The organism is Paenibacillus sp. 1182 (assembly GCF_017833915.1).
Lineage (GTDB): Bacteria > Bacillota > Bacilli > Paenibacillales > Paenibacillaceae > Paenibacillus > Paenibacillus polymyxa_D.
This window is the reverse complement of the sequence record NZ_JAFICR010000011.1, coordinates 88,270-114,434: the sequence shown is the minus strand read 5'-3', so window position 1 is coordinate 114,434 and position 26,165 is coordinate 88,270. Positions and strand designations below refer to the sequence as shown.

At 46.5% G+C, this 26,165-nt stretch carries 27 protein-coding genes; 7 read left to right on the top strand and 20 right to left on the bottom strand.

Features of this window, described 5'->3' with window-relative positions; genetic code table 11:
- Positions 1 to 20: 20 nt before the first annotated feature.
- From JOD82_RS21025 to JOD82_RS20970, 12 genes are all read right to left on the bottom strand, one after another.
- Entirely contained in the window at positions 21 to 1,073 is a 1,053-nt protein-coding gene (locus tag JOD82_RS21025) for a sulfate ABC transporter substrate-binding protein (protein WP_069011943.1), read from the bottom strand.
- A 353-nt stretch (positions 1,074 to 1,426) separates the two neighbouring features.
- Positions 1,427 to 2,110 (bottom strand): hypothetical protein, encoded by a 684-nt coding sequence (locus JOD82_RS21020; protein ID WP_029519308.1) that lies wholly within the window; start codon positions 2,108 to 2,110, stop codon positions 1,427 to 1,429.
- A gap of 116 nt (positions 2,111 to 2,226) precedes the next feature.
- Positions 2,227 to 2,721 carry a hypothetical protein gene (locus JOD82_RS21015; RefSeq protein ID WP_029519310.1) on the bottom strand — a complete coding sequence of 165 codons (495 nt, stop codon included), beginning with the start codon at positions 2,719 to 2,721 and terminating at the stop codon, positions 2,227 to 2,229.
- Between the two features lie 131 nt (positions 2,722 to 2,852).
- Positions 2,853 to 4,049, bottom strand: coding sequence for an MFS transporter (locus tag JOD82_RS21010; RefSeq protein ID WP_069011941.1), 1,197 nt, complete (start codon positions 4,047 to 4,049; stop codon positions 2,853 to 2,855).
- 48 nt (positions 4,050 to 4,097) lie between these two features.
- Positions 4,098 to 4,670: a TetR/AcrR family transcriptional regulator gene (locus tag JOD82_RS21005; protein ID WP_029519317.1), complete on the bottom strand. Its 573-nt coding sequence runs from the start codon at positions 4,668 to 4,670 to the stop codon at positions 4,098 to 4,100.
- Positions 4,671 to 4,875: 205 nt separating this feature from the next.
- Positions 4,876 to 6,177 carry a pyrimidine-nucleoside phosphorylase gene (locus tag JOD82_RS21000; RefSeq protein ID WP_029519318.1) on the bottom strand — a complete coding sequence of 434 codons (1,302 nt, stop codon included), beginning with the start codon at positions 6,175 to 6,177 and terminating at the stop codon, positions 4,876 to 4,878.
- A gap of 32 nt (positions 6,178 to 6,209) precedes the next feature.
- Entirely contained in the window at positions 6,210 to 6,917 is a 708-nt protein-coding gene (gene deoD / locus JOD82_RS20995) for a purine-nucleoside phosphorylase (RefSeq protein WP_013312036.1), read from the bottom strand.
- Between the two features lie 97 nt (positions 6,918 to 7,014).
- On the bottom strand, positions 7,015 to 8,196 hold the full coding sequence (gene deoB, locus JOD82_RS20990) for a phosphopentomutase (protein ID WP_209949886.1): 1,182 nt from the start codon (positions 8,194 to 8,196) through the stop codon (positions 7,015 to 7,017).
- Between the two features lie 32 nt (positions 8,197 to 8,228).
- Positions 8,229 to 9,407 (bottom strand): NupC/NupG family nucleoside CNT transporter, encoded by a 1,179-nt coding sequence (locus JOD82_RS20985; protein ID WP_209949885.1) that lies wholly within the window; start codon positions 9,405 to 9,407, stop codon positions 8,229 to 8,231.
- Between the two features lie 75 nt (positions 9,408 to 9,482).
- A complete protein-coding gene (locus JOD82_RS20980; RefSeq protein ID WP_029519322.1) occupies positions 9,483 to 9,878 on the bottom strand; it encodes a cytidine deaminase in 396 nt (131 codons plus the stop codon).
- A gap of 30 nt (positions 9,879 to 9,908) precedes the next feature.
- Complete coding sequence (deoC, locus tag JOD82_RS20975) at positions 9,909 to 10,571, bottom strand: deoxyribose-phosphate aldolase (protein ID WP_029519323.1); 663 nt, start codon at positions 10,569 to 10,571, stop codon at positions 9,909 to 9,911.
- A gap of 208 nt (positions 10,572 to 10,779) precedes the next feature.
- On the bottom strand, positions 10,780 to 11,715 hold the full coding sequence (locus tag JOD82_RS20970; RefSeq protein ID WP_029519324.1) for a DNA-binding transcriptional repressor DeoR: 936 nt from the start codon (positions 11,713 to 11,715) through the stop codon (positions 10,780 to 10,782).
- A 275-nt stretch (positions 11,716 to 11,990) separates the two neighbouring features.
- Here JOD82_RS20970 and JOD82_RS20965 point away from each other — a divergent pair, with 275 nt between their 5' ends.
- Positions 11,991 to 12,404, top strand: a complete 414-nt coding sequence (locus JOD82_RS20965) for a chemotaxis protein CheW (RefSeq protein ID WP_029519325.1) — start codon at positions 11,991 to 11,993, stop codon at positions 12,402 to 12,404.
- A 60-nt stretch (positions 12,405 to 12,464) separates the two neighbouring features.
- Here the strand turns inward: JOD82_RS20965 and JOD82_RS20960 are convergent, their stop codons facing one another.
- The 6 genes from JOD82_RS20960 to JOD82_RS20935 form a co-directional block, all read right to left on the bottom strand.
- Complete coding sequence (locus JOD82_RS20960) at positions 12,465 to 13,583, bottom strand: slipin family protein (RefSeq protein WP_029519326.1); 1,119 nt, start codon at positions 13,581 to 13,583, stop codon at positions 12,465 to 12,467.
- Between the two features lie 345 nt (positions 13,584 to 13,928).
- Complete coding sequence (locus tag JOD82_RS20955; RefSeq protein WP_161627040.1) at positions 13,929 to 14,066, bottom strand: hypothetical protein; 138 nt, start codon at positions 14,064 to 14,066, stop codon at positions 13,929 to 13,931.
- A 352-nt stretch (positions 14,067 to 14,418) separates the two neighbouring features.
- A complete protein-coding gene (locus tag JOD82_RS20950) occupies positions 14,419 to 15,270 on the bottom strand; it encodes a fibronectin type III domain-containing protein (protein WP_397376029.1) in 852 nt (283 codons plus the stop codon).
- 430 nt (positions 15,271 to 15,700) lie between these two features.
- A complete protein-coding gene (gene ribD / locus JOD82_RS20945) occupies positions 15,701 to 16,801 on the bottom strand; it encodes a bifunctional diaminohydroxyphosphoribosylaminopyrimidine deaminase/5-amino-6-(5-phosphoribosylamino)uracil reductase RibD (RefSeq protein ID WP_029519328.1) in 1,101 nt (366 codons plus the stop codon).
- Positions 16,798 to 17,562: a GTP cyclohydrolase II gene (locus tag JOD82_RS20940; protein ID WP_029519329.1), complete on the bottom strand. Its 765-nt coding sequence runs from the start codon at positions 17,560 to 17,562 to the stop codon at positions 16,798 to 16,800. Before JOD82_RS20940 ends, ribD begins: the two co-directional genes overlap by 4 nt.
- A gap of 83 nt (positions 17,563 to 17,645) precedes the next feature.
- Positions 17,646 to 18,743: an FAD-dependent monooxygenase gene (locus tag JOD82_RS20935; protein WP_209949884.1), complete on the bottom strand. Its 1,098-nt coding sequence runs from the start codon at positions 18,741 to 18,743 to the stop codon at positions 17,646 to 17,648.
- Between the two features lie 266 nt (positions 18,744 to 19,009).
- Here JOD82_RS20935 and JOD82_RS20930 point away from each other — a divergent pair, with 266 nt between their 5' ends.
- The gene (locus tag JOD82_RS20930) at positions 19,010 to 19,345 is read left to right on the top strand and encodes a winged helix-turn-helix transcriptional regulator (protein WP_013312049.1); all 336 of its coding nucleotides are present in this window, start codon (positions 19,010 to 19,012) and stop codon (positions 19,343 to 19,345) included.
- A gap of 148 nt (positions 19,346 to 19,493) precedes the next feature.
- Here the strand turns inward: JOD82_RS20930 and JOD82_RS20925 are convergent, their stop codons facing one another.
- On the bottom strand, positions 19,494 to 19,886 hold the full coding sequence (locus JOD82_RS20925; protein ID WP_013312050.1) for a winged helix-turn-helix transcriptional regulator: 393 nt from the start codon (positions 19,884 to 19,886) through the stop codon (positions 19,494 to 19,496).
- A gap of 148 nt (positions 19,887 to 20,034) precedes the next feature.
- Between JOD82_RS20925 and JOD82_RS20920 the strand changes: the two genes are divergently transcribed.
- Positions 20,035 to 20,553 carry a DJ-1/PfpI family protein gene (locus tag JOD82_RS20920; RefSeq protein ID WP_069011589.1) on the top strand — a complete coding sequence of 173 codons (519 nt, stop codon included), beginning with the start codon at positions 20,035 to 20,037 and terminating at the stop codon, positions 20,551 to 20,553.
- Between the two features lie 193 nt (positions 20,554 to 20,746).
- Positions 20,747 to 21,448, top strand: a complete 702-nt coding sequence (locus JOD82_RS20915) for a YoaK family protein (RefSeq protein WP_029519333.1) — start codon at positions 20,747 to 20,749, stop codon at positions 21,446 to 21,448.
- A gap of 12 nt (positions 21,449 to 21,460) precedes the next feature.
- On the opposite strand, the gene JOD82_RS20910 is transcribed toward JOD82_RS20915, so the two are convergent.
- The gene (locus tag JOD82_RS20910; RefSeq protein ID WP_069011590.1) at positions 21,461 to 22,636 is read right to left on the bottom strand and encodes an alanyl-tRNA editing protein; all 1,176 of its coding nucleotides are present in this window, start codon (positions 22,634 to 22,636) and stop codon (positions 21,461 to 21,463) included.
- A 238-nt stretch (positions 22,637 to 22,874) separates the two neighbouring features.
- Between JOD82_RS20910 and JOD82_RS20905 the strand changes: the two genes are divergently transcribed.
- The 3 genes from JOD82_RS20905 to JOD82_RS20895 all read left to right on the top strand — a co-directional run bounded on the left by JOD82_RS20905 (position 22,875) and on the right by JOD82_RS20895 (position 26,096).
- Positions 22,875 to 23,408 (top strand): MarR family winged helix-turn-helix transcriptional regulator, encoded by a 534-nt coding sequence (locus tag JOD82_RS20905; protein WP_029519335.1) that lies wholly within the window; start codon positions 22,875 to 22,877, stop codon positions 23,406 to 23,408.
- 134 nt (positions 23,409 to 23,542) lie between these two features.
- The gene (locus JOD82_RS20900; RefSeq protein WP_209949883.1) at positions 23,543 to 24,862 is read left to right on the top strand and encodes an HlyD family secretion protein; all 1,320 of its coding nucleotides are present in this window, start codon (positions 23,543 to 23,545) and stop codon (positions 24,860 to 24,862) included.
- Entirely contained in the window at positions 24,846 to 26,096 is a 1,251-nt protein-coding gene (locus JOD82_RS20895) for an ABC transporter permease (RefSeq protein ID WP_209949882.1), read from the top strand. Before JOD82_RS20900 ends, JOD82_RS20895 begins: the two co-directional genes overlap by 17 nt.
- The last annotated feature ends 69 nt before the right edge of the window (positions 26,097 to 26,165 follow it).

Sequence of the window (26,165 nt, the reverse complement as noted above, 5' to 3'; positions counted from 1 at the left end):
GTCTACACAGTCCACCTATTTTATGAACTGCCGGGTACATAAATCTGGTCAAAAATGCCTTTGTCGCTGAAATGCTTCTGCTGCGTCTCCTTCCATGTCCCGAATACATCCTTCAAGGTTACGAGCTCCAATTTAGGAAATTGATCCTTGAACTTTGCCGTCACACTCTCCAATGTTGGGCGATAATAATTTTCAGCAGCAATGGTCTGCCCTTCTTCACTGTACAAATATTTCAGGTACGCGTCCGCTACCTCGCGTGTACCTTTTTTATCTACCACCTTATCGACTATTGCTACCGGAGGTTCAGCTAATATACTGATCGATGGATATACGATATCGAATTTATCCGCACCCAGCTCCTTCACCGAGAGCAGTGCTTCATTTTCCCATGCAATCAGCACATCGCCAATTCCACGCTCTACGAAAGTCGTTGTCGCTCCACGTGCTCCGCTATCCAATACCGGCACATGCTTATACAGCTCCTGTACAAACTGCTGGGCCTTGGCTTCATCATTATTGTTCTTCTTGAGCGCATAAGCCCAGGCTGCAAGATAGTTCCAACGTGCTCCACCCGAAGTTTTAGGATTCGGTGTAATGACTTGCACATCGCCACGGATTAAATCGTCCCAGTCCTTAATCCCTTTCGGGTTCCCTTTGCGTACCAATAACACGATGGTTGAAGTGTACGGGGCGCTGTTATGCTCATATTTACTTTGCCATCCCTCTTGAACGAGTCCTTTTTCCTGTAGCGCATCAATATCATAGCCCAGAGCCAGAGTGACCACGTCCGCATCCAGCCCGTCCTGCACAGAACGACTTTGCTTGCCAGATCCTCCGTGAGATTGCTTAATCGTAACCTTCTGTCCTTTCTCCTTCTCCCAATGGGCGGCAAATGCTTTATTATATGCCTCATACAGCTCACGGGTCGGATCATAAGAAACATTGAGCAACTCCACGGCAGCAGAGCTACCATCTACCTCCGTCCCTCCCTTGCTTGCCCCGCAAGCGCTTAGCATCATCGTTAAAACCAAAGATAGTCCGAGAATAAGTCCACTTTTCCATTGCCTCTTCATCAAGACACCCCGAATTCTATGTAATTTGTATTCATTTACGCCTGTTATTTACAGACATAATTAAAAAAAGAGCGGAGAATTCCCTGATGCAGCCCTGTTAGGTCAAACCTGTCGTGTGGACAGTGTCTGCCTGCTGTTCCTAGAGGTTCTCCGCCAAAATGGCGAGATCAAACTTTAATTCTTTAATTCCTACCTGTTTAATGAGTTATACGGATATAATACGAGAGTTTAGGAGTGATGTCAAACCTTTTTTTGGTATGCATTATCTGTACTTTTCTTTCTTTAAGGGGGGCAGTCAGAAACATTGTATATGTTTCCGACCGTTTAGAGGTCATTTACACACGGGGTACGACTTAGTTGGCAACCGTTTCAAGATTAATCGAAAAGACTCCAAAAAGCTTCGGATTGTCCGTAGCCCTTCTCAACCACAGTTCACCTGATCCCACCATGACTCCCTGATAATTAACAAACAAATCATCTGTCTTTTGATTCACAAGCGCCTCGCGAATCGCGTCCGTAAAAATCTGATCATACTTGGCAATAAAATCTTTCTTATTCGGAATCGTTAACGACTTTTCACTATCATTAACACGCAGAGGGTACAAAATATAATCGGCCACTTTCTCCTTGTCATTGTCGGCAACTGCCTTCTGCAGCGCTTTGAACGTGTTCAAAAACGCTTTAGGATCTTGAATACCTGCTACCTCAAATGGATTTTGCGATGGATTGGAGGCTGCCGGAGAAGAAGAAGTATCCGATGAAGCAGCTGGAGCCGAAGGAGCTAACTTTTGTGCATCAGTATCGCTGTTTTCTGCACTCTCGCTCTCTTTCGCTGCTTTGTCATTTTGGGCTGAACCGCTACGATTACCACCGGCTCCATTCTCGATCACGCTTGTACTGCTTCCAGTATCAATGGTTTCAGCATTCTTATCCTGACCACAGCCAGTAAGTGCCACAAAAGTAAGTGTAAGTAAAATAGCTGTGAGTGACAGCCTCCGTGACATCTTTTGATTACCGAATTCATGGTTTATGGGCACAACGGGTCATCCTTTCTGCTTTCTGCTCTGACCTATTCTGTTCATTAAGTCTTCAACCGTTCTATTGTAACATAAGTAGACTAATGACCGCATGTCGTGCCCTTTCTGGAAGGAGCTTACAGTGTGATATAGGCGAAGGTTTTAACGCTTCCTTGCGATCCATCGTCCGTACTTACTTTCAAAATCAGCTCTTTTAAGGAGTCATTTGCTGCTTCATCCTGCCCTTCTGGCTTTACAAACAGCAGATCATGGCGTTCTCCTGGCTGCAACGTTCGACTGGAAAATCCGCTCGTTGTACCTTGCAAGTCCGATCCATTCGAACTGTTGAGCTTGTATTGTATGGGCTGCTTTCCAACATTCTTGATACTGATGTACAGCTTGCGCCCCTCTTCAAATTTAAAGTTCGTTCCGCCTTGTCCTTCAAAATGCATTCTTTGATCATGTACGATACGCTTCGCTGCGCTCCCATTCTCACTCTGTGCACTTAACGGAGCAGCCGAGTGCGCCTGACTCACCGATGATGTACTATGCATGGTAGTCGATATATTGGCAAGAGTGACATAACCCACGATTGCTCCGGCAACCCCAACCCAAACCCATTTCTCCACCATTTGATTTCCTCCTTCGTAAAAAAAGCCGAACTCATATCTATTATGAGTCCGGCTGTCATTTTTTTCAAACTTGATCAAAGGCACCCAAACGCAAGCGCTCCATCATATATTTCGTATTCCGTAATCATAGCTTATACGTTCAACGTGTTATGGGACTTTTTCTTTTTCTTATCCAATACAATATACGTCACAAATATAATTAGATAAGCCGCAATCAGCAAAGTGGAGAACAAATACATTGTTTTATAAGAGGTTAATCCAGCAACCATCCCCAGAACCAAAGAGCCTCCTCCAATGCCCAAATCGAAGAAATTATAAAAGGAGCCTACAGCGTCCTCTCGCTCATCTTCTCCGACCACACTGATTGCCCAAGCCTGCAAAGCTGGGAAAATAGCTCCAAAGCTCAAACCATACATCACAGCAGCAACCAAAAATTGTAACTCGGTCCGCGATGAGGCCACCATAACGATGGCGGCGATAAGCACAATCCCTGCAGGAATCAGGATATAAGCTGGGCCTTTGGTATCGAAAATTCTACCTGACACCAGTCGGACGAGGAAGCTTGCCATAGCCACAGTAAAGAAGAACCATGCTGCATTGGTAAAGCCCTGCTCCTTGGCAAATAAAGCCACGAAAGACATCACTCCACCTGCCACCACGCCAACCAGCAACGCAAGACAGGATTGCAGCAGCACTCTTTTTTCAAATAATTTAAAAGGAACCTTCTTTTTGCCCTGCACTGTATCCGCCGACATAGGTTTCGGAGCACGGCGACGAACCAATACGCTCATCACGAGCGACAACAGTAGAATTATAGCTCCCGTGGAAAACAGTCCGTTAAAACCTGATGCGTGAAGCATCCATATACCAATCAGTGGCCCCACTGAAATCGCTACGGTTTCACCTACGCCAAAGTAGCCCATTCCTTCCCCCATACGATGAGGCGGCAAATCATCTGAGGCTGAGGTAGCATACAACGTGCTCGCAATGCCGAATCCAAAGCCATGTACCAGCCGAAATACTAACAGCAGTACCAAACTACTGGAAAGCATGTAGCTTCCCGTTGCCAGCATACAAATCACAACTCCGATAATCAGAACATACTTCTTGTCCAAGAGCTGGATCAGCGTACCTGAAAATGGACGAATCAATATAGCAGAACACATAAACACGCCAGTCACCAATCCAATCTGGGATGGGCTGCCGCCAAGACTTTCCACAAACAGCGGCAGCGTAGGCATAAGCATTTCGAATGCCATGAACAATAAAGCGTTGGATATCATCAAAAAAATAAAGTTTCTGGACCAAAAGCTTTCTTTCACAGACACTGTTCTCTTCCCCCAATACAATCATGTTTACTTCGACTGCTCAGTTGTTCAGGCCCGAATCAAGCCATGCCAGTAAATATCCCAAGAGCTTTCCAGACGCAGATCAAAACCGTCGGTGCCGTTGTACACCAGTTCTACCAGCATGCCTTCAATCAAATTCATATAGGCTGTCGCGGCAGATTGAGCTGGAACACGAAGTTTAACCGATGTTTCAGTTGCCAGTCGCCCGTGTACCAAGCTGGTTTTATGCTGTACGTAGCGTGTGACCAAAGCCTGAACCTGGCTTTCCAGTGCAGATGGAATCAGAAAGCCGATATACAGAATCAGACGCAAATTCATAGCACTCTCATAGCGTTCCTTAAATTCAACGATTAGTCCGCGCAGGACAACTTCAAGTGATTGTTCGGATTGATCTTGAAAATAACGATCCAGTTCCAAAATCTCTTGATCCACCGCATCCTTAAATATGTCTAAAAACAAATCATCTTTGCTTTTAAAATGAGCATAAATGGACTGCTTTTTAATCCCTACCTCATCAGCTATCAGTTGCAGAGAGGACGCATCGTATCCCTTTTTCGCAAATTGCTGCAAGCTAACTGTTTTAATTTTCTGTAGTGTCATGCTTTTCCTCCAATACCTTACGAACGGTCGTCAGTTTATGGGTTCAGTATATTACCCTCACTTGAAATTGACAACCCCATTTTTAAATTCTGCCGTTCAATTGTCTGAGAACGAGGACAACAGAAAAGCCGGAAGCACCCTAAACTTAGGGCCTCCGGCTTCATATGCATGCTACTAATACGACTTTATGAGTAGGGCTTATCGCTTACTCTGTCACTGTTCCGTAGATTAGCACTGGCGCTTCCGCGTGATCTGCAATACGGATGTTCGCGTAGATTTTCTCCAGCACTTGGGCTACATCTTCACGGTTCGCATGGATAGTAACTAGCGAATCGCCTTTTTGAACAGCATCCCCGACCTTTTTGTTCAGCATCAAGCCGACGGCCAGATCAATCTCGGATTCTTTGGTCGCACGTCCTGCTCCAAGCAACATCGCTGCGGTACCGATTTCGTCAGCCACGATTTCAGCTACCACACCGTCCTGCTTCGCAGGCACCTCAATAAGATACTGTGCTTGCGGCAAGCGTTCAGGATGATCCACTACAGAAGCGTCACCGCCCTGATTCGCAATAAACTCTTTGAATTTTTCCAGTGCTTTGCCATTACGAATGACTTCTTTGAGCTTCTCTTCGGCGTTATCGAGGGAATCTGCCTTCCCTGCCAAAAATACCATCTGACTGCCCAAAGCCATGCACAGTTCTTCCAGATCTTTGGGTCCTTCGCCGCGCAGCGTATCAATTGCTTCTTTCACTTCCAGTGAGTTCCCGATAGCCAGACCCAGCGGCTGACTCATATCGGAAATGACTGCCATCGTTTTGCGACCCACATTGTTACCGATGCTCACCATGGCATGTGCCAGTGCTTTGGCATCATCTACAGTTTTCATAAATGCGCCTGCACCTGTTTTTACATCGAGCACGATAGCATCGGAGCCAGCAGCGATTTTCTTACTCATAATCGAGCTGGCAATCAGCGGGATCGAGTTGACCGTCGCCGTAACGTCACGCAAGGCATACAATTTTTTATCCGCAGGTGTCAGGTTACCGCTTTGTCCGATGACCGCAATTTTGCTGCGATTCACCAAATCCACAAATTCGTCCTTGCTGATTTCGACGTGGAAGCCTGCAATAGCTTCCAGTTTGTCGATCGTTCCTCCGGTATGTCCGAGGCCGCGTCCTGACATTTTGGCTACCGGAATGTCCAAGGCCGCTACGAGCGGAGCCAGTACCAGCGTTGTTGTATCACCCACGCCGCCAGTAGAATGCTTATCGACCTTTACACCTTCAATCGCGGACAGATCAATGGTATCACCCGAATGAACCATCGCCATCGTCAGATCAGCGCGTTCGCGTTCAGTCATATCTTTGAAGAAAATGGACATCGCCAATGCACTGACTTGATAATCGGGAATTTCACCCTGAGTGTAGCCTTGGATAATAAAATTAATTTCCTCCGTACTCAGTTCTTTTCCGTCACGTTTTTTCTCAATCAAGTCTACCATTCTCATATGTCATTTCTCCTCACTGTGCGTATGATCGTTTACAGAGATACTGCTGTATCCAGTGCAACTTCCATCATTTCTTTAAAGGTCGTTTGCCGTTCTTCTGCGGTCGTTTCTTCCCCCGTCAACAAATGATCGCTTACCGTCAGAATCGTCAGTGCGTTTACGCCAAACTTGGCTGCGAGCGTGTATAAAGCTGAAGTTTCCATCTCTACACCCAGCACGCCGTATTCCATCAGCTTTTGTACCACTGATTTATCATCACGGTAGAAGCTGTCTGAGCTGAATACATTGCCGACATGCATGTTCAAGCCTTTGGCAACACCACGATCATAAGCGCCCTTCAATAGATCGAAGCTGGCAATCGGCGAGTAGTCGTAGCCACCAAAAATATGGCGATTCATACCGGAATCCGTACAGGATGCTTGTGCCAAAATGACGTCACGAACGTGTACATGCTCCTTCATTCCGCCGCATGTACCCACGCGGAACAGGTTTTTCACACCGTATTCGCTAATCAGTTCGTTGACATAAATACTGATAGACGGCAGCCCCATCCCGGTTCCCTGTACAGATAGGCGTTTGCCTTGGTACGTACCCGTGAATCCGAGCATTCCGCGCACCTCGTTGTAGCAGGTCACGTCCTCCAGATATGTTTCAGCAATAAATTTTGCCCGTAGCGGGTCTCCTGGCAGCAAAATCGTTTCTGCAATCTCTCCAGGTTTGGCTCCAATGTGTACACTCATGTTTTTATTCCTCCGTCCCATTTGTCCGTGCTTGTATCGTTATTTATACCGTTACATTAATCTTTGTAATCTTGCTTGTACTCTTGCGGGCCCTGGATTACTGAAGCTCTGCCAAAAAGCTCGTTCCGTGTTCAGGCAGTTTTACACCAAAGTTATCCGCTACGGTCGCTCCAATATCAGCAAAGGTTTTACGAACCGCAAGTTCCTTGTCCCCCGCTGTAAAACGCGGGGAATATACCAGCAAAGGTACATATTCGCGGGTGTGATCCGTTCCCCGATATGTCGGATCATTCCCATGGTCTGCAGTAATGATCAGCAGATCGTCATCGGTCATTTTAGCAAAAACCTCTGGCAAACGCGCATCGTAATCGTCCAAAGCTTGACCATATCCCTGTGGATCACGACGGTGACCGTACACAGCGTCAAAGTCCACCAAATTCAGAAAGCTTAATCCGGTGAAATCCTCGTCGAGCGTAGCCACCAGCTTATCCATGCCGTCCATATTGGACACCGTACGCACCGCCTTCGTTACACCCTCGCCGTCATAAATGTCAGAGATTTTACCCAAGGCGATCACATCCAGGCCTGCATCCTTCAGCTCGTTCATTGTAGTGCGACCAAATGGTTTGAGCGCGTAATCATGTCGATTAGAGGTACGAGAGAAATTCCCTGCCTCACCTACGAACGGACGGGCAATAATGCGACCCAGCATGTACGGATCTTCCAGCGTGATTTTACGGCAGAACTCGCAAATCTCATAGAGCTCCTTCAAAGGTACAACTTCCTCATGCGCCGCAATTTGCAGCACAGAGTCCGCCGAGGTATAGATGATGAGCGCTCCAGTTTTCACGTGTTCTTCGCCCAGCTCATCAATGATTTCCGTGCCGCTAGCAGGCTTATTGCCAATCACTTTGCGGCCTGTGTGCTCCTCAATGCGTTGAATCAGCTCATCCGGGAACCCATCAGGAAATACACGGAAAGGAACTGCAATATTCAAGCCCATAATTTCCCAATGACCCGTCATCGTATCCTTGCCATTGGACGCTTCCTGCATCTTAGTGTAATACGCGAGCGGCTTGTCGGCTGCTGCCACTCCTTCTATGGAACGAATATTGGACAGACCGAGCTTGCCCATATTCGGCATCTTCAGACCGCTGCGTTCGCGCGCAATATGACCGAGTGTATCTACATCATAATCATCAAACTGGGCAGCATCCGGCGCTTCGCCGATACCAACCGAGTCCATAACGACCAAGTGAATCCGTTTAAATTTAGACATTATAAAAATCCTTTCCTGACTCGCTGTTTTTTTTACAAAAACAACCCTGCAATCGTTGCCGACAGCACGCTAACCAGCGTTGCCCCGTACAACAGCTTCAGACCAAAGCGGGCCACCACATTTCCCTGTTTTTCATGCAGACCCTTCACAGCCCCGGAAATGATACCGATGGATGAGAAGTTAGCAAAGGATACGAGGAATACCGATACGATCCCGATTGTACGCTCGGACAATCCTGTTTGCTTGGTCAGATCCAGCATGGCCACAAATTCGTTGGATACGAGTTTAGTAGCCATAATGCTGCCCGCCTGAACGGCTTCGTTCCACGGAATACCCATGACAAAAGCGAAAGGCGCAAACACATATCCAAGCAACGCCTGAAAGCTGATTCCAAACAACCAGGAGAAAATCCCGTTAACCATGGCAATCAGCGCCACAAAACCGATCAGCATCGCAGCTACCGTAATCGCAACCTTGAAACCGTCCATAATATACTCCCCGAGCATTTCGAAGAAGGACTGCTTCTCTTCCTCCTGAACCTCCAGTAAATCGTCTTCCTTCTCAATCTTGTACGGATTAATAATAGAAGCGATAATGAAGCCGCCGAATAGGTTCAATACCAAAGCTGTGACCACATATTTGGGGTTTAACATTTGCATGTAAGCTCCCACAATCGACATGGACACCGTAGACATCGCAGACGCACACAGCGTATACAACCGATGTTTTGGCAGCAGACCAATTTGCTTCTTAACGGAAATAAACACCTCGGATTGACCCAAGATAGCCGAAGCTACAGCGTTGTAGGATTCCAGTTTACCCATTCCGTTTACTTTGCTCAAGACAAGCCCGATATATTTAATAATAAAAGGCAACACTTTTACATATTGCAAAATACCAATCAGCGCGGATATGAACACGATTGGCAGCAGTACACCGATAAAGAACGGTGCTGCTCCTTCATTCGCAATTCCTCCAAAAACGAAGTTAATCCCTTCAGTGGCATATGCCAAAAGACTATTAAAACCTTCTGCAAAGCCTTTGACCAAAAATTCGCCAATACCTGTGTGGAGCAATACAAAAGCTAGCGCCGCCTGCAACACAACCATAACCACCAGCGGACGATACCTGATTTTACGTTTGTCACTACTGGCAACGTAAGTAAGTGCAAAAACAACGAGCAGTCCCACCAGAGCGATTACATATTTCATTTAATTTCCCCCTTATTACATTAAGCGCTTACATTCCCCATAAAAAGAACGCGCCCCAAAGAGGCATTCTTTTTTTTATTTCCCCAGATCCGCAGGTCGAAAGGCACCCGGCAGTAATTGATCCACCGTCCACTCTTCCGTGTTGCCATGAAGGTTTGTCAGATAAATTTTGGTATCTTGATGAGCAAATTCGGAAATGACCTGACGACAGGCCCCACATGGAGACACAGGCCCTTCCGTATCAGCTACAACCGCAATCGAATCAATTTTCCGGCAGCCTTCGGATACCATTTTAAAAATCGCTGTCCGCTCTGCACAATTGCATAAGCCGTAGGAGGCATTTTCCACATTACATCCGTGATAAATCGTGCCATCGCTTCCGAGAACCGCAGCACCCACCTGAAAATTCGAATACGGAACATACGCCTGTTTACGCGCCTCAAGCGCTTTCTGAATCAATTGATCCTTCATTGCGAATCCCTCCATGACTTTAAAATAAACTTAGTAGGAAGATGTAGACTGCTCGCCCTCGATGATTTTCACACCGGAACTTGCACCGATCCGGCTTGCGCCAGCTTCTACTAATTTTTGCACGTCTTCCAGACTGCGTACACCGCCTGAAGCCTTGACACCAATCTCAGGTCCTACCGTTTTGCGCATCAAAGCCACATCTTCCGCAGTAGCTCCACCTGTTGAGAAGCCTGTCGAGGTTTTCACAAAATTCGCCCCCGCTTTGACGGACAGCTCACATGCCAGTACCTTCTCTTCGTCAGTCAGCAGGCAGGTCTCGATAATCACTTTTACCAGTGTACCAGCAGCTGCTTCCACGACCGCACGGATGTCCTGCTCGACGAGCTGTACATCACGTTCCTTCAAAGCGCCTATGTTAATAACCATATCAATTTCAGTCGCTCCGTTAGCAATAGCATCTTTCGTTTCAAATGCTTTCGTTGCGGACGTGCTCGCTCCCAGCGGGAAACCGATAACTGTACAAATGGCTACGCCTGTGCCTGCGAGCTGTTCTGCTGCATAAGCTACCCACGCCGGGTTCACACATACAGAAGCAAACTGATATTTTTTTGCCTCGGCAGTCAATTTCGTAATTTCATCCTTCGTCGCATCTGCACGCAACAATGTATGGTCGATTAATGCTGCAATGTTCATATCTAAAAGCTCCTTCATTAGATAAATAGTTGAAGACAAAAGTCCTTTATTTCTCTGTGATGAGATCATCATAGCACGGCTTTGAACATATGTAAAACACATTTTGAAATTATGTTCACGCTTGTACATAAGGCGTTCACCTACCATTCATATTACCCTGTAGGCACACGCCATAACCGTGTATTTTGCTGGATGGAGGCGACTTGCTCTATTGTAAAAGTGCTTGTGCCGTAAACTGATCCGTCACCAAGATATTCGCATACTTGCCACGCAGCGATGCCCGAATGGCCTCCACTTTGCGCTGGCCTCCAGCGACGAGAATGGACTTCTCCTTCTTTCGCAAATCAGGCAAATCAATCCCAACGGTACGGCTGTTAATTTCCTGACTGCATATGTTGCCCTCAGCGTCAAAAAAGCGTGAGCAAATATCGCCCTTGCCAACTCTTTGCAGTAGCTTCTGCTCTTCCCCGTTAAAATAACCCAATCGGAACAGCAACGCATCCTCCTTGACCGTCCCCACCGTAAACACCGCGATGTTCGCCTGCTTGCCAAGTTCGATGATACGCTGGATATGCCGATCCTCCTCGACCATTTTCTTAACGGCGTGACTGTCGAAAATTACAGGCAGCGGCAAATACCTTGCTATGGTATGAAAGGCTTCTGCGAACAAATTCACGGTTTCCACAGCATATGTGTTGACATGTGAATGGCTCACGCCTCCCTTGAGCTGAACCACCTCAACTCCCTTGACCTGCTTTTGTTGGAGATGAAGCGCCACGGCATGCATGGTTGTTCCCCATGTCACTCCAATAATATCAGCATCCTGTACCGTTTCATGCAAATAATCGGCTGCTTTTTTGCTAATATGCTTCTTGATCTCCTGATATTCATTTAACGGCGAATAACAGACTAACACAGTATCCAGTCCGTATTTCTTCTTCACCTGCTCTCCGAGCGCGTCCATATCCTCCATCGGGTCCACAATACTAATCCGCACGTATCCTTGTTCCTTGGCAGCCTGAAGTAACCGCGATACCGTAGGACGCGAAACCCCGAGTCTGACCGCGATATCTTGCTGGCTGTAGTCGTTTAGATAGTATAATCTGGCTGCTTCGATACTTAATCGCTGCTTTTCATGATCCACTCTACCTCAACCCGCTTATCTTAAAATGTAGTGCCATCGGACACAGCTTTAGTCCCAAACATTATATATGAAGGGAAACTTGAAGCCACGCCTTGGCCGTATGGTTGTTATTTTGGAAGATTTAACTGCTCGTTTGTGATATTCTGTGAGTAACTACAACCATTTTACCGCATCCTCAACTTTATCGTTCCATCTGTCAAAACGCAATAGTTAACCCATTTTACCGCTCAATCACAACCTGTGATGGCTCATCTGAATAGATAAGGAGAATTGTTATGTCTGAATTTATTGTGTGCAGTCTAGCGGACAAAAAGTTCGCTTTAAACTTTGTGGAAGTAGAAGAAGTCATGAATGCTAAGAAGGGAACTCCGCTTCCCTTTTCCGAAGCATGGCATGAAGGAATGGTGACTATTCGCGGCAATGTATTTACGATCCTTAATTTACGCAAAAAACTGCTTCTTCCTGCATCCAGCGATTCCTCCGAGGACAAAATGATTTTGCTCAGCCGTGCGAAGATTGCTCTGCTTGTCGATCAGGTGGAGGACACGGCTTCTGCCGAGGACAGTCAGCTACAAAGCAATGAGGAAGAGTGGCAGCGCGAGTTGTTCCCTACCGTGATGGAGCATCAGGGTACCCTCATTCCGGTGATCGATATGGACGCTTTTCTCGCATCCACCAAGACGAACTAAAACGCAAAATACTCCCGAACCTTGAGGCGGCTTGCACTCATCGTTCGGGAGTATTTTCAGTTATTGGAGTCCCTGCCCCTCTTTCATGTGAACCAGCGTGTTCAGCTGCTCCAGCAACGTATTCCCGCCAGTTAGCGAAATCGTGCCAATCTTCTCGCAGATTTTTTCCATGAATTCTAGCTCTTTGAGACGATAGAGAGTGGCGTTCTCGTCCATCAGCTTGGCCGTATTGAGCAGACTACGAGTGGATGCCGTCTCTTCACGTCGTGTGATGAGGTTGGCCTGTGCCTTCTTCTCTGCCAACAGCACCGTATTCAGAATATCCTTGATATCCCCCGGCAAAATAATATCCTTCACCCCTGCTGACGTAAAAGTCACTCCATATTCGTCGCTCTGCTCATTCAGTCGAGTCAAAACATATACCGCAATCTCCTGCTTCATTTTCAGCAAATCATCCAGCTTCATCGTGCCAACGTATTCGCGTAACAACAGTTGAAGCATAATGTACATTTGCTCCTCGTATGCCCGGAATTCTAATGCCCGCAATGGGTCGATGATACGGTACTGACAGACGAAGTTGAGGCGCAGCGTAATTTTGTCCTCTGTCATGATTTCCTGTCCCATCAAGTCCATTTGCTGTTGTCGCATATCTATCGTTTTGATCTCTGTATTCACCGTGGACATCCAGAAATAATATTTACCCGGTTTCAGCTCACCCTGCAACACATTATCGTAATACAAAAATCCTAATTCATAGCTGCCCACCTGAAGCGCCTTCCAGAAGCCCGGTGTCTTGGACAAGAATGCTTGCCCCAATGCCTTATCAATTGCAGGCTGCCGAGTATCTGCACGAACAAAACGATGTTCCTTGAGCACGTTCCAATAAGCATATTTCCCAGCCGTCAGCAGCTCCACAAACCGATTATCCTCATAATGCAGCACATATTCATGGTCCTCTACATCAATGACATTCAATTGCTCAAGCAATAGGGGATCTGTCAAAAACAAACGAATATCATGGTCCGGTACAAAAAATGGTTCGGCTACATTCAAAATTTCAACCGCTTCCTGCTGAAATGTCTTCAATAGGTAAGTTCCTGGTTGCAACAATTTGTGGTAGCTTCCTTTTTTGAACAGCAATCCGCGCTCATCGGATTTAATTGTTATCTTCTTAAACATCGTATCACTCCTAGTATTTAGAATCCTCAACTTAAAAGAGTGTTTTTTTCTACGTGTGGCGCTCCGCGATCCATTTGATCTTCCAATCGCTGTTGCCCCTGAATTTTTGGATTTGATGAACCCCTTATAGGGTTAAACTTCAGGGGCAAAAGGCGAACGCTTCGCTTCTTCAGATTCAAATGGACCGCTCCGTAGCTGCCCGCCTTAAAATTAACACACTTTTAAAATGAGGATTTTTTATTTTTATTTGTTGTAGTAGGGTTAGGACCCTTGCAGAGCATCCCTCCGGTGTGAACGGCGGGGTCAAGCTTGAGGAAAAAGAAAGATACCGCCTGTTTTCGTGTTCTAGGGATGGGATTCATCAGCCCAACATCGACTGTGAATCCGTATCTCCGAAGCCTCGGGCCCTGTCGGCGCTTGCTCTCTCCGGTATCCGCTGGCCGCATAGCCATCGCCCCGGTATCTGTCATCAAGACCAGACATGGGATGCTCTTATCCGGGTCTTTTCATTGTTTTTATTCGATCATTCGAATACTCTACCAGAAGTCGCGTGGAAGGCGATTGGGAATCGAACCCTAATTGTTGGTGGATACGCAAGTTTACAGGATACCTGACCCCATCAGGGCAGGCACTGCGGGACCTTTGGAAATCCGCGCCTCGGTAATATCTTCCTGTATCAGCCTTTATCATTATCGCGTAATCTAGAACTCGCGAACATGGCGAAAGTATTACGACCCTATAAAAAACGAAAAAGACACAGGAGAAGCATATGTGCTTCCCTCGTGTCTTTCTCTCTATAGTTAACTAGTCGCGTTCGTATCTTAGGCCTGATCCACTAGGATGTTTTTTCGAAAACGGGATCAGCGCCTAGTGTTGGAAGTTCTGGAACGTCTGTCGTTGTTGAGGCAATCTGCTGGTGTGTATAGCTGAATGGAGGGGTCTCGTATTGCAATCCCGCCTTTTCATAGGTAAACCAATAGCTGACACCCTTCCCGATATCGAGGTCTGTTACCCGCTGCTCCCAGACACCGCCGTTGTTGGTCATCCGGTAATTGAGCTGTTGTCCACCCGTTAAAGTATAATGCACGTCAACATAGGCTGAGGCTGTTTTGGGTGTAAATTGAAGCAATGCTTCACGATCGCTGACAAAGCGAGCTCCTACTTTATAATCCTCCGTTTCTCCGCCGCCCTCATTACCGCCAGATGCTGCCTCCGTAGTTACCGATACAGCATGGCTTGCTGCAGATAGGTTACCAGCTGCATCGCGAGCCTTAACGGTAAAGCTGTAAGTGGAAGCTGCATTCAGCCCTGTAATTGATGCGGAAATACCGCTTATCTCTGCCGCCTGAGCCCCGTCCTTATAAACGATATACCCCGTAACGCCAACATTGTCTGTAGCTGCATCCCACTCCAGAGTGACTGTCGAAGCCGTTTTGGTCGTAACTCGTACATTCGTCGGGATGGACGGAGCCTCCGTATCAGGCTGCGGATTGCCACCGCCGCTTCCATTTCCGGCATTAAAGCTATTCGGCTGCACGGTAATACTGTGCCCATCTGAGAAGGTTACTGTTTTGACCTGGTCTGTAAAGTTGTAGGCCACATAGGTTTTTACACCGTTCTTATGAAATACGGCATAAATAGGTGAATTAGCGGTGATGCTGCGGTCGATGTTGCCTACAGCATCCAAATTATAGATCCAGTGGTAGGCATTCGCGTAATTATGTTTTCAAACTCACCCCATAAGACATTCACCCTATAAGTTATTCATCCCATTAACCATTCACCCTAATAAACGTTTAGTATATAAAAAAAGAATCCTCCAGGCCTTTTAGCCCTTCAGATCCTCTGTTTTGAATTTATAAGTTTTTGAGCCTTTGAGTTTTTGAGTATTTAGTTTCTTATGACCTTCCCATGCTCCACAACATTTCGGAAAAAGAGTGACTTTGCGGTGGGCAGCAGCGGAGCGAAGGGGTTGAATCTGGAGAAGCGGAAGCGTTCGCCTTTGCAGTGGGATTCTTACCTTTAAATCTCTCATACAATCCGAAGAATCCCACTGCAACAGCGATCGGAAGATCAACCTCTCCGCGAAGCGCCTCCTCCACCCGAAAACAACTCACTCATTTTCCCCGCTCAAAATACCCTTCTATTTTCCAATCTACACCAACCTGTGTCACGCTCAAATCATGCAATGCCACCGCATCGCTCATCGCAGACACGCCTTCTCCCCCGAGAAATCCCGGGGCTGCACGTCCTCCAACCAGCTTCGGCGCCATATACAGCACCAGCTTGTCTGCCAGCCCTTGCTGCACGAACGAAGCGTTCACTTCGGCTCCGCCTTCCACGAACACCGATGACACCTCCGCTGCCCCCAGAATATCCAACATTTGCGGCAGGTTAACCCGATCGCTGTTTTCATCCTGTGTCGGATATACTTTTACACCCAGCTGTTCCAGCTGGCTTCGCTTGCCTTCATCGTAGGCCCGTCCTGTGAATATCCAGGTCGGAGCCTCCCCATCTGTAATGACACGAGCATCCAATGGAATTCGAAGCTTACTATCCAGAATGATACGAATCGGATTCCGTCCTTCTGGTAGACGAGTCGTAAGCTGAGGATTATCATGAATCACGGTCTGTACACCGACCAGGATTCCTACATGCTCGTGACGAAGACGATGCACATCCTCCCGTGCAGCCTCAGATGTGATCCACTTGCTTTCAGAGGTTCGAGTTGCAATTTTACCGTCCAGCGTTACTGCTGATTTGATCGTAATAAAAGGACGCTTGCTCACGATATATTGATTGAACACTTCATTCATGCGGATGGATTCCTGCTCACATACGCCGACAATGACCTCAATGCCTGCATCTTTCAAAATCTGCACCCCTCTGCCGGAAACCAGCGGGTTCGGGTCCAGCGCTGCAATCACCACTCGACGAATACCAGCCTTCACAATCGCTTCCGCGCACGGGCCTGTCCGGCCGTGATGGGAACACGGCTCCAGCGTTACGTAAATCGTCGCTCCCTGAGCGTGTTCACCCGCCATACGCAACGCATGAATCTCGGCATGTGGCTCGCCGGGCTTCAGATGAGCGCCGATCCCAACGATACGGCCGTTGTTGACAATGACTGATCCGACGAGCGGATTCGGTTCTGTTTGCCCTTTAGCACTTCTGGCATTTTCCAGTGCCAGGCGCATATATTTTTCGTGAGTGGTCATAGAACCTCCCTGAGATCGGAATCCCGCAAATGGCCGGATCGTTCCACTTTTGTATTCAAATACCGTTCATTATATTGCGACACATCGCCCCAGAGCGGCATACGACCCGCCACATTCATACCCGATTTTTTCAAGGCATCCAGTTTTTTAGGATTATTTGTAATCAGGGTTACCGGCTTTTGTCTCAGGTGACGGAGCACACTAATGGCATCCGCATAGTTGCGTGTATCATCTTCAAAACCCAATTGATGATTGGCTTCCACGGTATCCATGCCTTCTTCCTGCAGAATATAAGCCATTGCTTTACTAAACAAACCAATTCCGCGGCCTTCATGGTTAGCCAGATAGAACAATGCACCCGTTCCATGTTCCACGATCATTTTCATGGACTGGTGGAGTTGAAATCCACAATCACAACGCTTGCTACCAAAAATATCTCCAGTATGGCAAATACTATGCATGCGAACTAATGCATTTTCCGACTGCTCGAGATCGCCGTACACCAAAACGCTTGACTGTTGTCCCTCTGCCAAATCCAGTGTGGACAATCGCTTCACAATCGTCTCAGCGGTGGCATTCAGTAAGTCCTGACGATCTTCCTCATCCCGTACAGGCAACCAGCAGTACCACTGAAAAACAACCGTTTCCCCTTCCAAATTAACTGGCAGCTTGATCGGTCCAACCAAAATCGTCGAAGATTGTTCTCCACGAACGGTTTGAATTTTATCGTTAAGTAGCGTAGCTACATCTTTTTGGTTCATCTCTTTGCACCATCCTTTATATAAGCTCTATATAGAAAATGCCTAATTCTTCAAAGGCTAATCGTTATTGTTAGGGTCATAAATCATTGAACTCTGTGTAAGAAATGTTCATGAAACGTGGATTCCATCGTCAGTTGCCGTTCCTGAAGCTCGGTGACAGCCTGCCGTCGTCCGTCTTCGAACGCCTTTAGGTCTCCGGCGGTATAGCTCTTCTGTCGTAAACGAAGAAGCTCACTGGCTAGCACATCGGCATCCTTCAAAGCTGCGTTCAAGCCAAAAGCTCCGGTAGGTGTCATGGTATGCGCCGCATCTCCAATAAGGACCAGTCCGTTCTGCGTCCAGGTGTCACTACGACTGCTGAAAATATCCAACGGTACGAAGTCCTTCCATGAACGAATATGATCATGCACACTATGCTTCAAATCTGGAAAAGCCTCTGTAAACCGTTGTATAAATGGTTCAAAGGATTGCTTAAACAGGGTTGGAAAGCTACTCTCCTCCACATTCCAGCCAATTTGAATATATCCCTCAGCCTGAGAGAATAAAGCCAACTGACCTCCATTGACCAGTGCCAGACGAGTGACGGGCTCCCACCCAGCAGGTGCCGTAATTTTCGCCCATAGCAGATCATAGCCGTGTCGAATGTTCGTCACAGGCATCTGCGCCAGCTTGCGCACAGTCGAATAGCGACCGTCTGCCCCTACAATCAACGAACTGTCAATCGTGATCTCATGACCGTTCTTATCGCGGGCGATCAAGCCCGTGTAGCCCTGCTCGCTGTTACCTTCCAACGCAGTCACAGTTGTACCCGCCAGGTAACGGAAGGACTCGTAGGTTGACGCCTGTTTGAGCAAAGCCTCCAAAAATCGAGGCTGTGGAATATGAACCCCCACATTACCATCAACTGATACTGGCTTGACCGTCTTCACTTGCCGCTGATGCCCCCAATATTCGATCCTTGTGGAGGCGAGAACATAGTTCTCATGAATTTGTTCGAGCAGCTTATGCCTTTGGATCACTTCCTGACCCTCATCATTCAAGATTTCACCGCGAAAGGCCTTTCCCGCTATGCTCTGTCGCTCAATCAATATCGTGGATACACCCTGCGCCGCCAGTAGACAGGACAACAAAGTCCCTGCGGGTCCCCCTCCAACTACGCACACTTCACATTCCAGCTTCATCCGACTTCCCCCTACACCCAAACCATAACCTCAACGATTAGTTCGTACCTGTTCATTTAATTACATCATTAATAATATCAAAAATAACATCAAATTAAGTTTAAATTTTAAGTATTCATATCTTAAGCTCCGTCTCAAAGCTAACAAGTTACTTTATGTAACAAAGTATATTTATATCATATCATTTCGTCAAGTAATAAATTTATGTAAAGTAAAATCATTTACTTTTAACAGTGAATCGTTAATAATAAGCATGAGGTGATCACATGAACATTCCGCAGATGTGTCCACGGTTTGAAAAGGCTATGGAACTACTGAGTAAGCGTTGGACGGTATTGATCGTATTTCAACTAACGAATGGTCCGCAACGTTTCGTCGCTATTGAGAATTCAATTCCTAATTTAAGTGGAAAGGTCCTTTCGGACCGTTTGAAAGAGCTGGAGGAAGAAGGAATCATACAACGTATGGTTTATCCTGAGAAGCCCGTACGGATTGAATACTCTCTTACGGATAAAGGACGCGATTTAGCTCCTTTGTTTGACCATATCGGTACTTGGGCTACACGCTGGATTGAGGTTCTACCAGCACTTGAACAGCAATGATTCTTATTGAAGCAGCTTCACGTCTACCGCTATTGTTCCTAGACTAATATGATAAAAACACAGACTGCTAACATGCCAAAGAACGCCTTTGCTCTAAGTACAATTGTACTCATAGTGCAAGGCGTTCTATTTTTCATATGAAGGAACTTTAAACGTTTCCCTCACCGCTGCGTTGCATTTCCTCACGTATGGATTGCACCCGTTTTTTCCCCCAGTCATACATCATCTCCACAATGGGTAAAATCGTCATCCCCAGCTCGGTCATCGAATACTCCACCTTTGGAGGTACCTCGGGATACACTTCCCGGTGCACAATACCGTCCTCCATCAACTCCCGCAACTGATTGGTCAGCACTTTATGCGACAGCTTCGGAAACAGCCTTTGCAGGTCACTGAAACGATGCGCTCCTTCCACACCCAGATGCCATAAAATGACGACCTTCCATTTTCCGCTTAACACTGACAAGGTTAGTTCCTTTTCGCAGTTATAGTCTCCGTTAACGATCTTCTCCCGTATTTCTTCTCTTAGCGTATCAGACATATATAATTAACTCCTTCTAAATCATCATGGTCTTGCACTCTAATAGTAACCTGCAGGTAACCTCCGTACTTGAAAGTGCATTCTTCACAGCCTGACGAAGCCATCCTACAATAGTAGATAACGTTACACATTCAAGGAGGAATAAAGTATGAGTAAAAAAGCTCTTTTTATTATACCCCCAGAGCGCTTTAATGAGGATGAATTGTTTAAACCGAAGGAAGCGCTGGAGCAAGCAGGCGTTACCGTGACCCTAGCTAGTACAAAAACAGGCGAAATCACGGGTGACTACAACGGTAAAGCGACAGCTGATCTTGTTTTTACAAACGCTGTGCTGGCTGATTATGATGTAGTATCTGTGATCGGCGGATCAGGTACGAATGACCATCTGTGGAATAACGCGGATCTCCAAACTCTGCTAAAACAAACTCATGAGCAAAAGACTTTATTGGCTGGCATCTGCGCAGGCTCTGTAGCCGTGGCTCAAACCGGACTACTCTCTGGTAGAACGGCTACATGCTATCCAGTGGATATACAAAAGGATCAGCTTCAAGTGCATCAAGCCGAATATCTCGCTCAGCATGTCGTTGCGCATAGCGACATTATTACAGCCGATGGCCCAGATGGTGCACAGGAATTCGGCGCAGCCCTCGTTCAAGCTCTGCAATAAGCACATTCTCGAAGTTCCAGATGACACTTTAAACAGCACTCCAACAAGCCGCATCACGTCCTTTCTATTGTATGGGACCTGATGTGGCTTTTTTGTGTCATTTTCATGCTTAAGTGATTAATTTAATTGTATGGTCCTGGATTTTCGTGTTAGCTTTAAACAATCGACGTTTAGCATAGGAGGCTTATATGCCGTGTTTATGAAAGGCAAAATACATTTACATCAGGTAACGTCCGAATCGTTGCGACTGGGCGCCTTACTATCATTAGTAGGGGGCTTTTTGGACACATATACCTTTGTTGGAAGAGGCGGTGTTTTCGCCAACGCACAGACAGGCAATATCGTGCTGCTGGCTGTCAAAGTCATTCAGGGGCACTGGATTCAGGCGTTATCCTATATCCCGCCCCTGATCGCCTTTTCACTGGGGGTTTTTGTTGCTGAAGGGATTAAACGAAAATCAACCCACCGTTTAACTCCGGACTGGACCCGCGCAATTCTTTTACTGGAAATTGCGATTTTTTTCATCGTGGGATTGATTCCGCAAGGAGTTCCCAATACGGTAGTGGTGGTGATCGTCTCGTTCGTCGCTTCCGTGCAAATGACTTCCTTCCGCAAGCTCATTGATGTGCCGTACACCTCCACGGTCAGCACCGGTAACCTCCGATCAGCTATCGAGGCTGTGTATGTCGCCGTAACGACCAAGGACACGAACGCTGCCATTCGAGCGATGCGTTATGGTGTCATCCTGGCAGCCTTCTTGGTAGGAGCCTTGCTGGGGGGATTTCTAACTTTGACAATTGGGGATAAAGCCGTTTGGGGCGCTGTTGTTGCACTTATTTTTTCTTTTATTTTATTTACAGAAAAGGAAAAGTGGAAGCTTCCCCTACGCCACTAATCCTCCATTACATCAGCCCTGAACGAACTGGCGCTGGGCCGTTTCAAAGAAATTCAAAAGGTCTTCACGGGACGGGAATGCAGCCTGAGCTGATTGGTTGCTACCGCCCCCCTTACCGTGAAATGCCCCCAGATTCTCTTTCAAAAATGCTCCGCAGCTAACAGACTGGGTGCCGTTATGTGCCAGAAGGATTTTGTTTTCTGCTGTTGTGGCAAATAGAACAAGCAAATCATGCTCAGCTGTCAGCTTGGTAGCCAATTGCTGCATGTCCTGCAGGGATTTTTGTTCGAATACATGAGCAAGAACATGCCCCCGCACAGCAGATAGCAACTCTTTCGCCTGGTACGAAGCATTTTCCTCTTGTAGGAGCTCCACTTGCGCCTTAAGCTGTTTATGCTCCTGCTCCCACTTTTCGAATCGGGTCAAAATATCTTTTCGCCCGGTATTGAACTTCATAGATAACACGTCCAATATCTGAACACTATCGTTAAAATCCTGGAGTGCGCGAGCGCCACATTTGAAATGGATTCTTGCCATCCCCTTCTGCTTCTCCCATTTTAAGCATTTAATGATTCCAATTTCCCCGGTCTGAGCTACATGTGTGCCACCGCAAGCATTATATTCAATGCCCTCGATCTCGACAATCCGAATATTTTCTGTCACTTTGGGCGTTTTCACAAGCGGAATGTCCTTCAATTGCTCACGGGTTACAAAATAACTTTTTATGCTGCGATTACTATAGATTTGCTGATTTACTTCCTGCTCGATTGCCGATAGCTGCGCAGGCGTTATATCCGAACAGTTCACATCAATCGTGTCATATTCTTGTCCCAGATGAAAGCTTTCCGTACGGGCACCCAACAACTCTAGACAAACCGCTGACAGCAAGTGCTGCCCGCTATGCTGCTGCATATGATCAAATCTGCGTTCCCAATCCAATCGGCAGGCTACTTTCCGATCCTCCGGCAAACGCTCTACCTGATGCCAAATATCCCCTTCTTCGAGAACAACATCTAATACACGGACGCCCTGAATGGTTCCTGTATCACAAGGCTGGCCTCCACCATGCGGATAAAAGGCCGTTTCCTCCAGCGTAACCAAATATTTTCCGTCTCTTTCCATGCTCTGTGTAATATGAGTGTCCCACTCCGTAAGATTTGGAGCAGTGTAGTATAATTTTGTCGTCATTCCAGGTTCCTCACTTTTGGGTTTTTGGTCTCGTGCGATATCCACTTATTATCAAGCACTTCATTGTAAATATCAATGTAGGGAAAAGCTTGAACCATGGCACGAACAACCTCCATATGGTGAACAATCGCATGACGATTAACAAAGTTTAGCTTGAAATTCATTTTTGAATAGATTAAGATTAGTCGGCTAACTAATTTATTGATTGGAGCATACTGTAAGAAGAAAGGAGAACCTTATGGATTTTGATTTACGGGACTTGCCCACTCGTGAGGCGCTACAAGAATTTTCTATGCGTATCCCCGAGATTGATGTAAGAGCAACAGAAGCTATGCTATTTTTTATGCGGGTATCTTCCAGCGTCTTTAAAGTCAGCTTTGAGGGCTTTGAGAAGTTCGGTATATCTCATGGGAAATTTTCAATATTAATTCTTCTATACCGCAACATCCATACAGGATTGCTGGCTACAGAGCTTGCGGAGAAAGTAGGGGTTAGCAAGCCTACTGTTACCGGTCTGCTTGACCGCCTGGAACGCGATGGGCTTATTATTCGATCTGTTCATCCTTCCGACCGCCGTATGAGCATTGTTAAACTGACCGAACAAGGAACAGAAATGATGGAAAGACTGCTGCCTATACATTTTACAAGCACTTCCACACTGATGAGCCACCTGTCCACCGATGAAAAGGAATTGCTCCTGACGTTACTGCAAAAAATAGAAAGTGGCATCCCTCAAGCAAAAGAGATATATAAAGCAGCAAAACCAGAATAAGTTTTAATTTTGCGTTTTAGTTAGCCGACTAACTTTTAAATTATTAAATAAAAGAATAAATAAAATGTACATATCAGGATATTTATTCGAGTCTATGTTTAACCCATTTTATGAATCTAAGGAGCGTATTACCCATGAATCGCACACAAGCCACTAGCCTCATCATCCCTCTCATTTCTATCGCCTGTCTGATCGGCGGGGGTTTCCTGCTCCAGACCAACGGACAAGATCAAGTCAATGCTTCGCGATCCGTTAAAGGCACAACACTAAATGCGGATAGCATTCATGTATCTTTTGAACAAGTAGGAGGCAAAGTCCTGAACATCCCGGTAACAGAAGAAACGAAGGTGAAAAAAGGAACTGTCCTTATGACTTTGGATTCCACAGATGTGGATCTGCAAATTGAGCAGCTGCGGACACAAATTGCCCAGTTCAATACGCAAATCAGCCAACAACAACAATCCATCAATTTAGGCTATACACGGGCAGCAACTCAGGAAAAACAGGCACAGCTAGATATCGCGCAAGCTCAAGTGACTGAGAGTAAAAGTCAGGCAGCATTGCAGCGGGCACAAGCGGCTGAGCGTCAAGCCACTGCTGCGGAACAACAGGTCAATAACGGGGTTCGGGATGAAGATGTTCAGCAGCAACGAATTGCTGTAGCCTCAGCAACCAAAAACGTTCAGACTGCGCAGACCAACTATAAGCGTAATAAAGCACTCTATGATGCAGGAAGTGCATCCAAAGCAGCGTTGGATGATGCCGAATCCTCTTTGACTTTAGCGACAAATCAGTTGAGTCAGCAAAAAGAGGCTCTACAAAAGCTACTTCATGGTGCCACTTCTGAAGAACGTATGCAGGCCAGTGAACAGACGACACAAGCAGCCGTTTCGGTAAAACAAGCCGAGGAAGAAATTCGCGGTGCCCAATTGTCCGTCGATCGTTCCAAGACCCAGCTGGAAACCATTCAGCAGAGTCGTCAACAGTTGGCAGATCAGAAGCTGGCTATTGACCTTTTAAAGCAACAAAAAGACACACAGGAAGTTCAGCTTAAAACGTTGCTGCTCAAAAAAGAACGCCTGGTGTTAAAAGCACCACAGGATGGCAAGGTGACTTCGATTAGTACCAAAGTCGGCGAAAATGTGGCGCAAGGTGCTCCTGTGATTACCCTGGAAACCAACGATTTATATTACGATCTCTATGTGAATGAAGAACAAGCGGGGAAATTCAAGGCCAATCAAGAAATTAAAACTCATATCTCTGGTCTCAATAAGGACTTGAAAGGTACGGTACGCTATGTAACTGCTGCACCACAATTCGCTAATGTGAAGATGTCCCGTGAAAAAGGAGAAGCAGATACCGCTACATTCCAGGTACGTGTATATGTAACAAGAGAAGCAGCTTTGCTACCAGGCATGACAGTTGAGGTGAATACAAATGAAATCTCTTCGTGATGAATGGTCGTATCTGGTTCACTCCAAGTATCCGATTATAGCTATTATCTTCCCATTGATTGCCGTACTGGGGTATTCACTGTTGCTCCCAAGCAGCCAAATTAACGACGCTAACGTGGTAGTGGTGGATCAAGATAACACAGCTTACAGCCGTGAGTTCATTCAGAAAATAGATGCTTCCCCGTATATGAACGTAGCTGAGATTGTTTCGTATACGGACAACCCTGAACAGTATTTTTATCATGAGCAATATTTGGCTGTTATTTCATTGCCGCATGGTTTAGAGGACAATCACAATCGTTCCCTCTCCAGCCGCGTGGGTCTCATTCTCGATAATACCAATGTACAATCTATTACTTCGATTCGTACAGCTATGCAGGAAATTAGCGTTTCCGAGAATATGGAACTGTCTGTTCCAGCTATGTTGAAAACCGGGATGAACGCAGAACAGGCTCAAGGGGCCCTCAATGGTATCGCCTTGGAAGTGCGTTCCATGTTTAATCCAACGAATGACTATCAGAATACGACGATACTTGCATTCACTTGTATGTTCTCTTTTATGATACTGAATATAAATAGCTTACCTCTGGTCGCCAGACTCCGGGTTTCCAAGAGGCTGGCTGCTGAGCTGCAAAATCCGTTCAACATCCTGCTGCGTATGCTTCCTTATACGCTGTTTTCGACGGCTGGCTTAATCTTCTCTCTAGGGATGCTTAAAGTGTTTGGGGGAGGCCGTTTCGAGGCCAATCCAATTCTCTTTATAATTCCAGTTGTCCTGTATGTATTCGGTACCGTTTGTATCAATGTCCTGGTTGCATGGGGCGCTGCACATCCGGGAATAGCCATTGGCAGAATGGTGATGATACTCATGCCTGCTTTTGTTCTATCAGGGGCTGTTCTTTCCAGATCACTGTTTCCACCTTTAGCGATTCAAATCGGTGATTTCTTCCCCTTTGTATGGATGTATAAATTCCTGCGCACTATGGGTCTGCGTGGTGCACCTTTGCAGGAGATGCTTCCCGAACTCGGTTCTCTGTTACTATATGTGGGTGTACTCTCCTTGCTGGTGATCGCCAGAGCCCTATGGGAGAAACAGAAGCTGGCCAAGCAGACTGCGGGCACTGCTTCTGAAAAGGGATTACCACATCCCGTTGTTCCAGCAAGCACAACTGGCAGCGGGTTATCTATGCAAGGGGCACCATCAGCACCTATGCACGAGCCTATAAAAGGATAGAGTCTCGTCTACAAAATAAAAAAGGGTTAAGTGCCGTCTAACGATCCTTAACCCTTTTTCAATAATCAG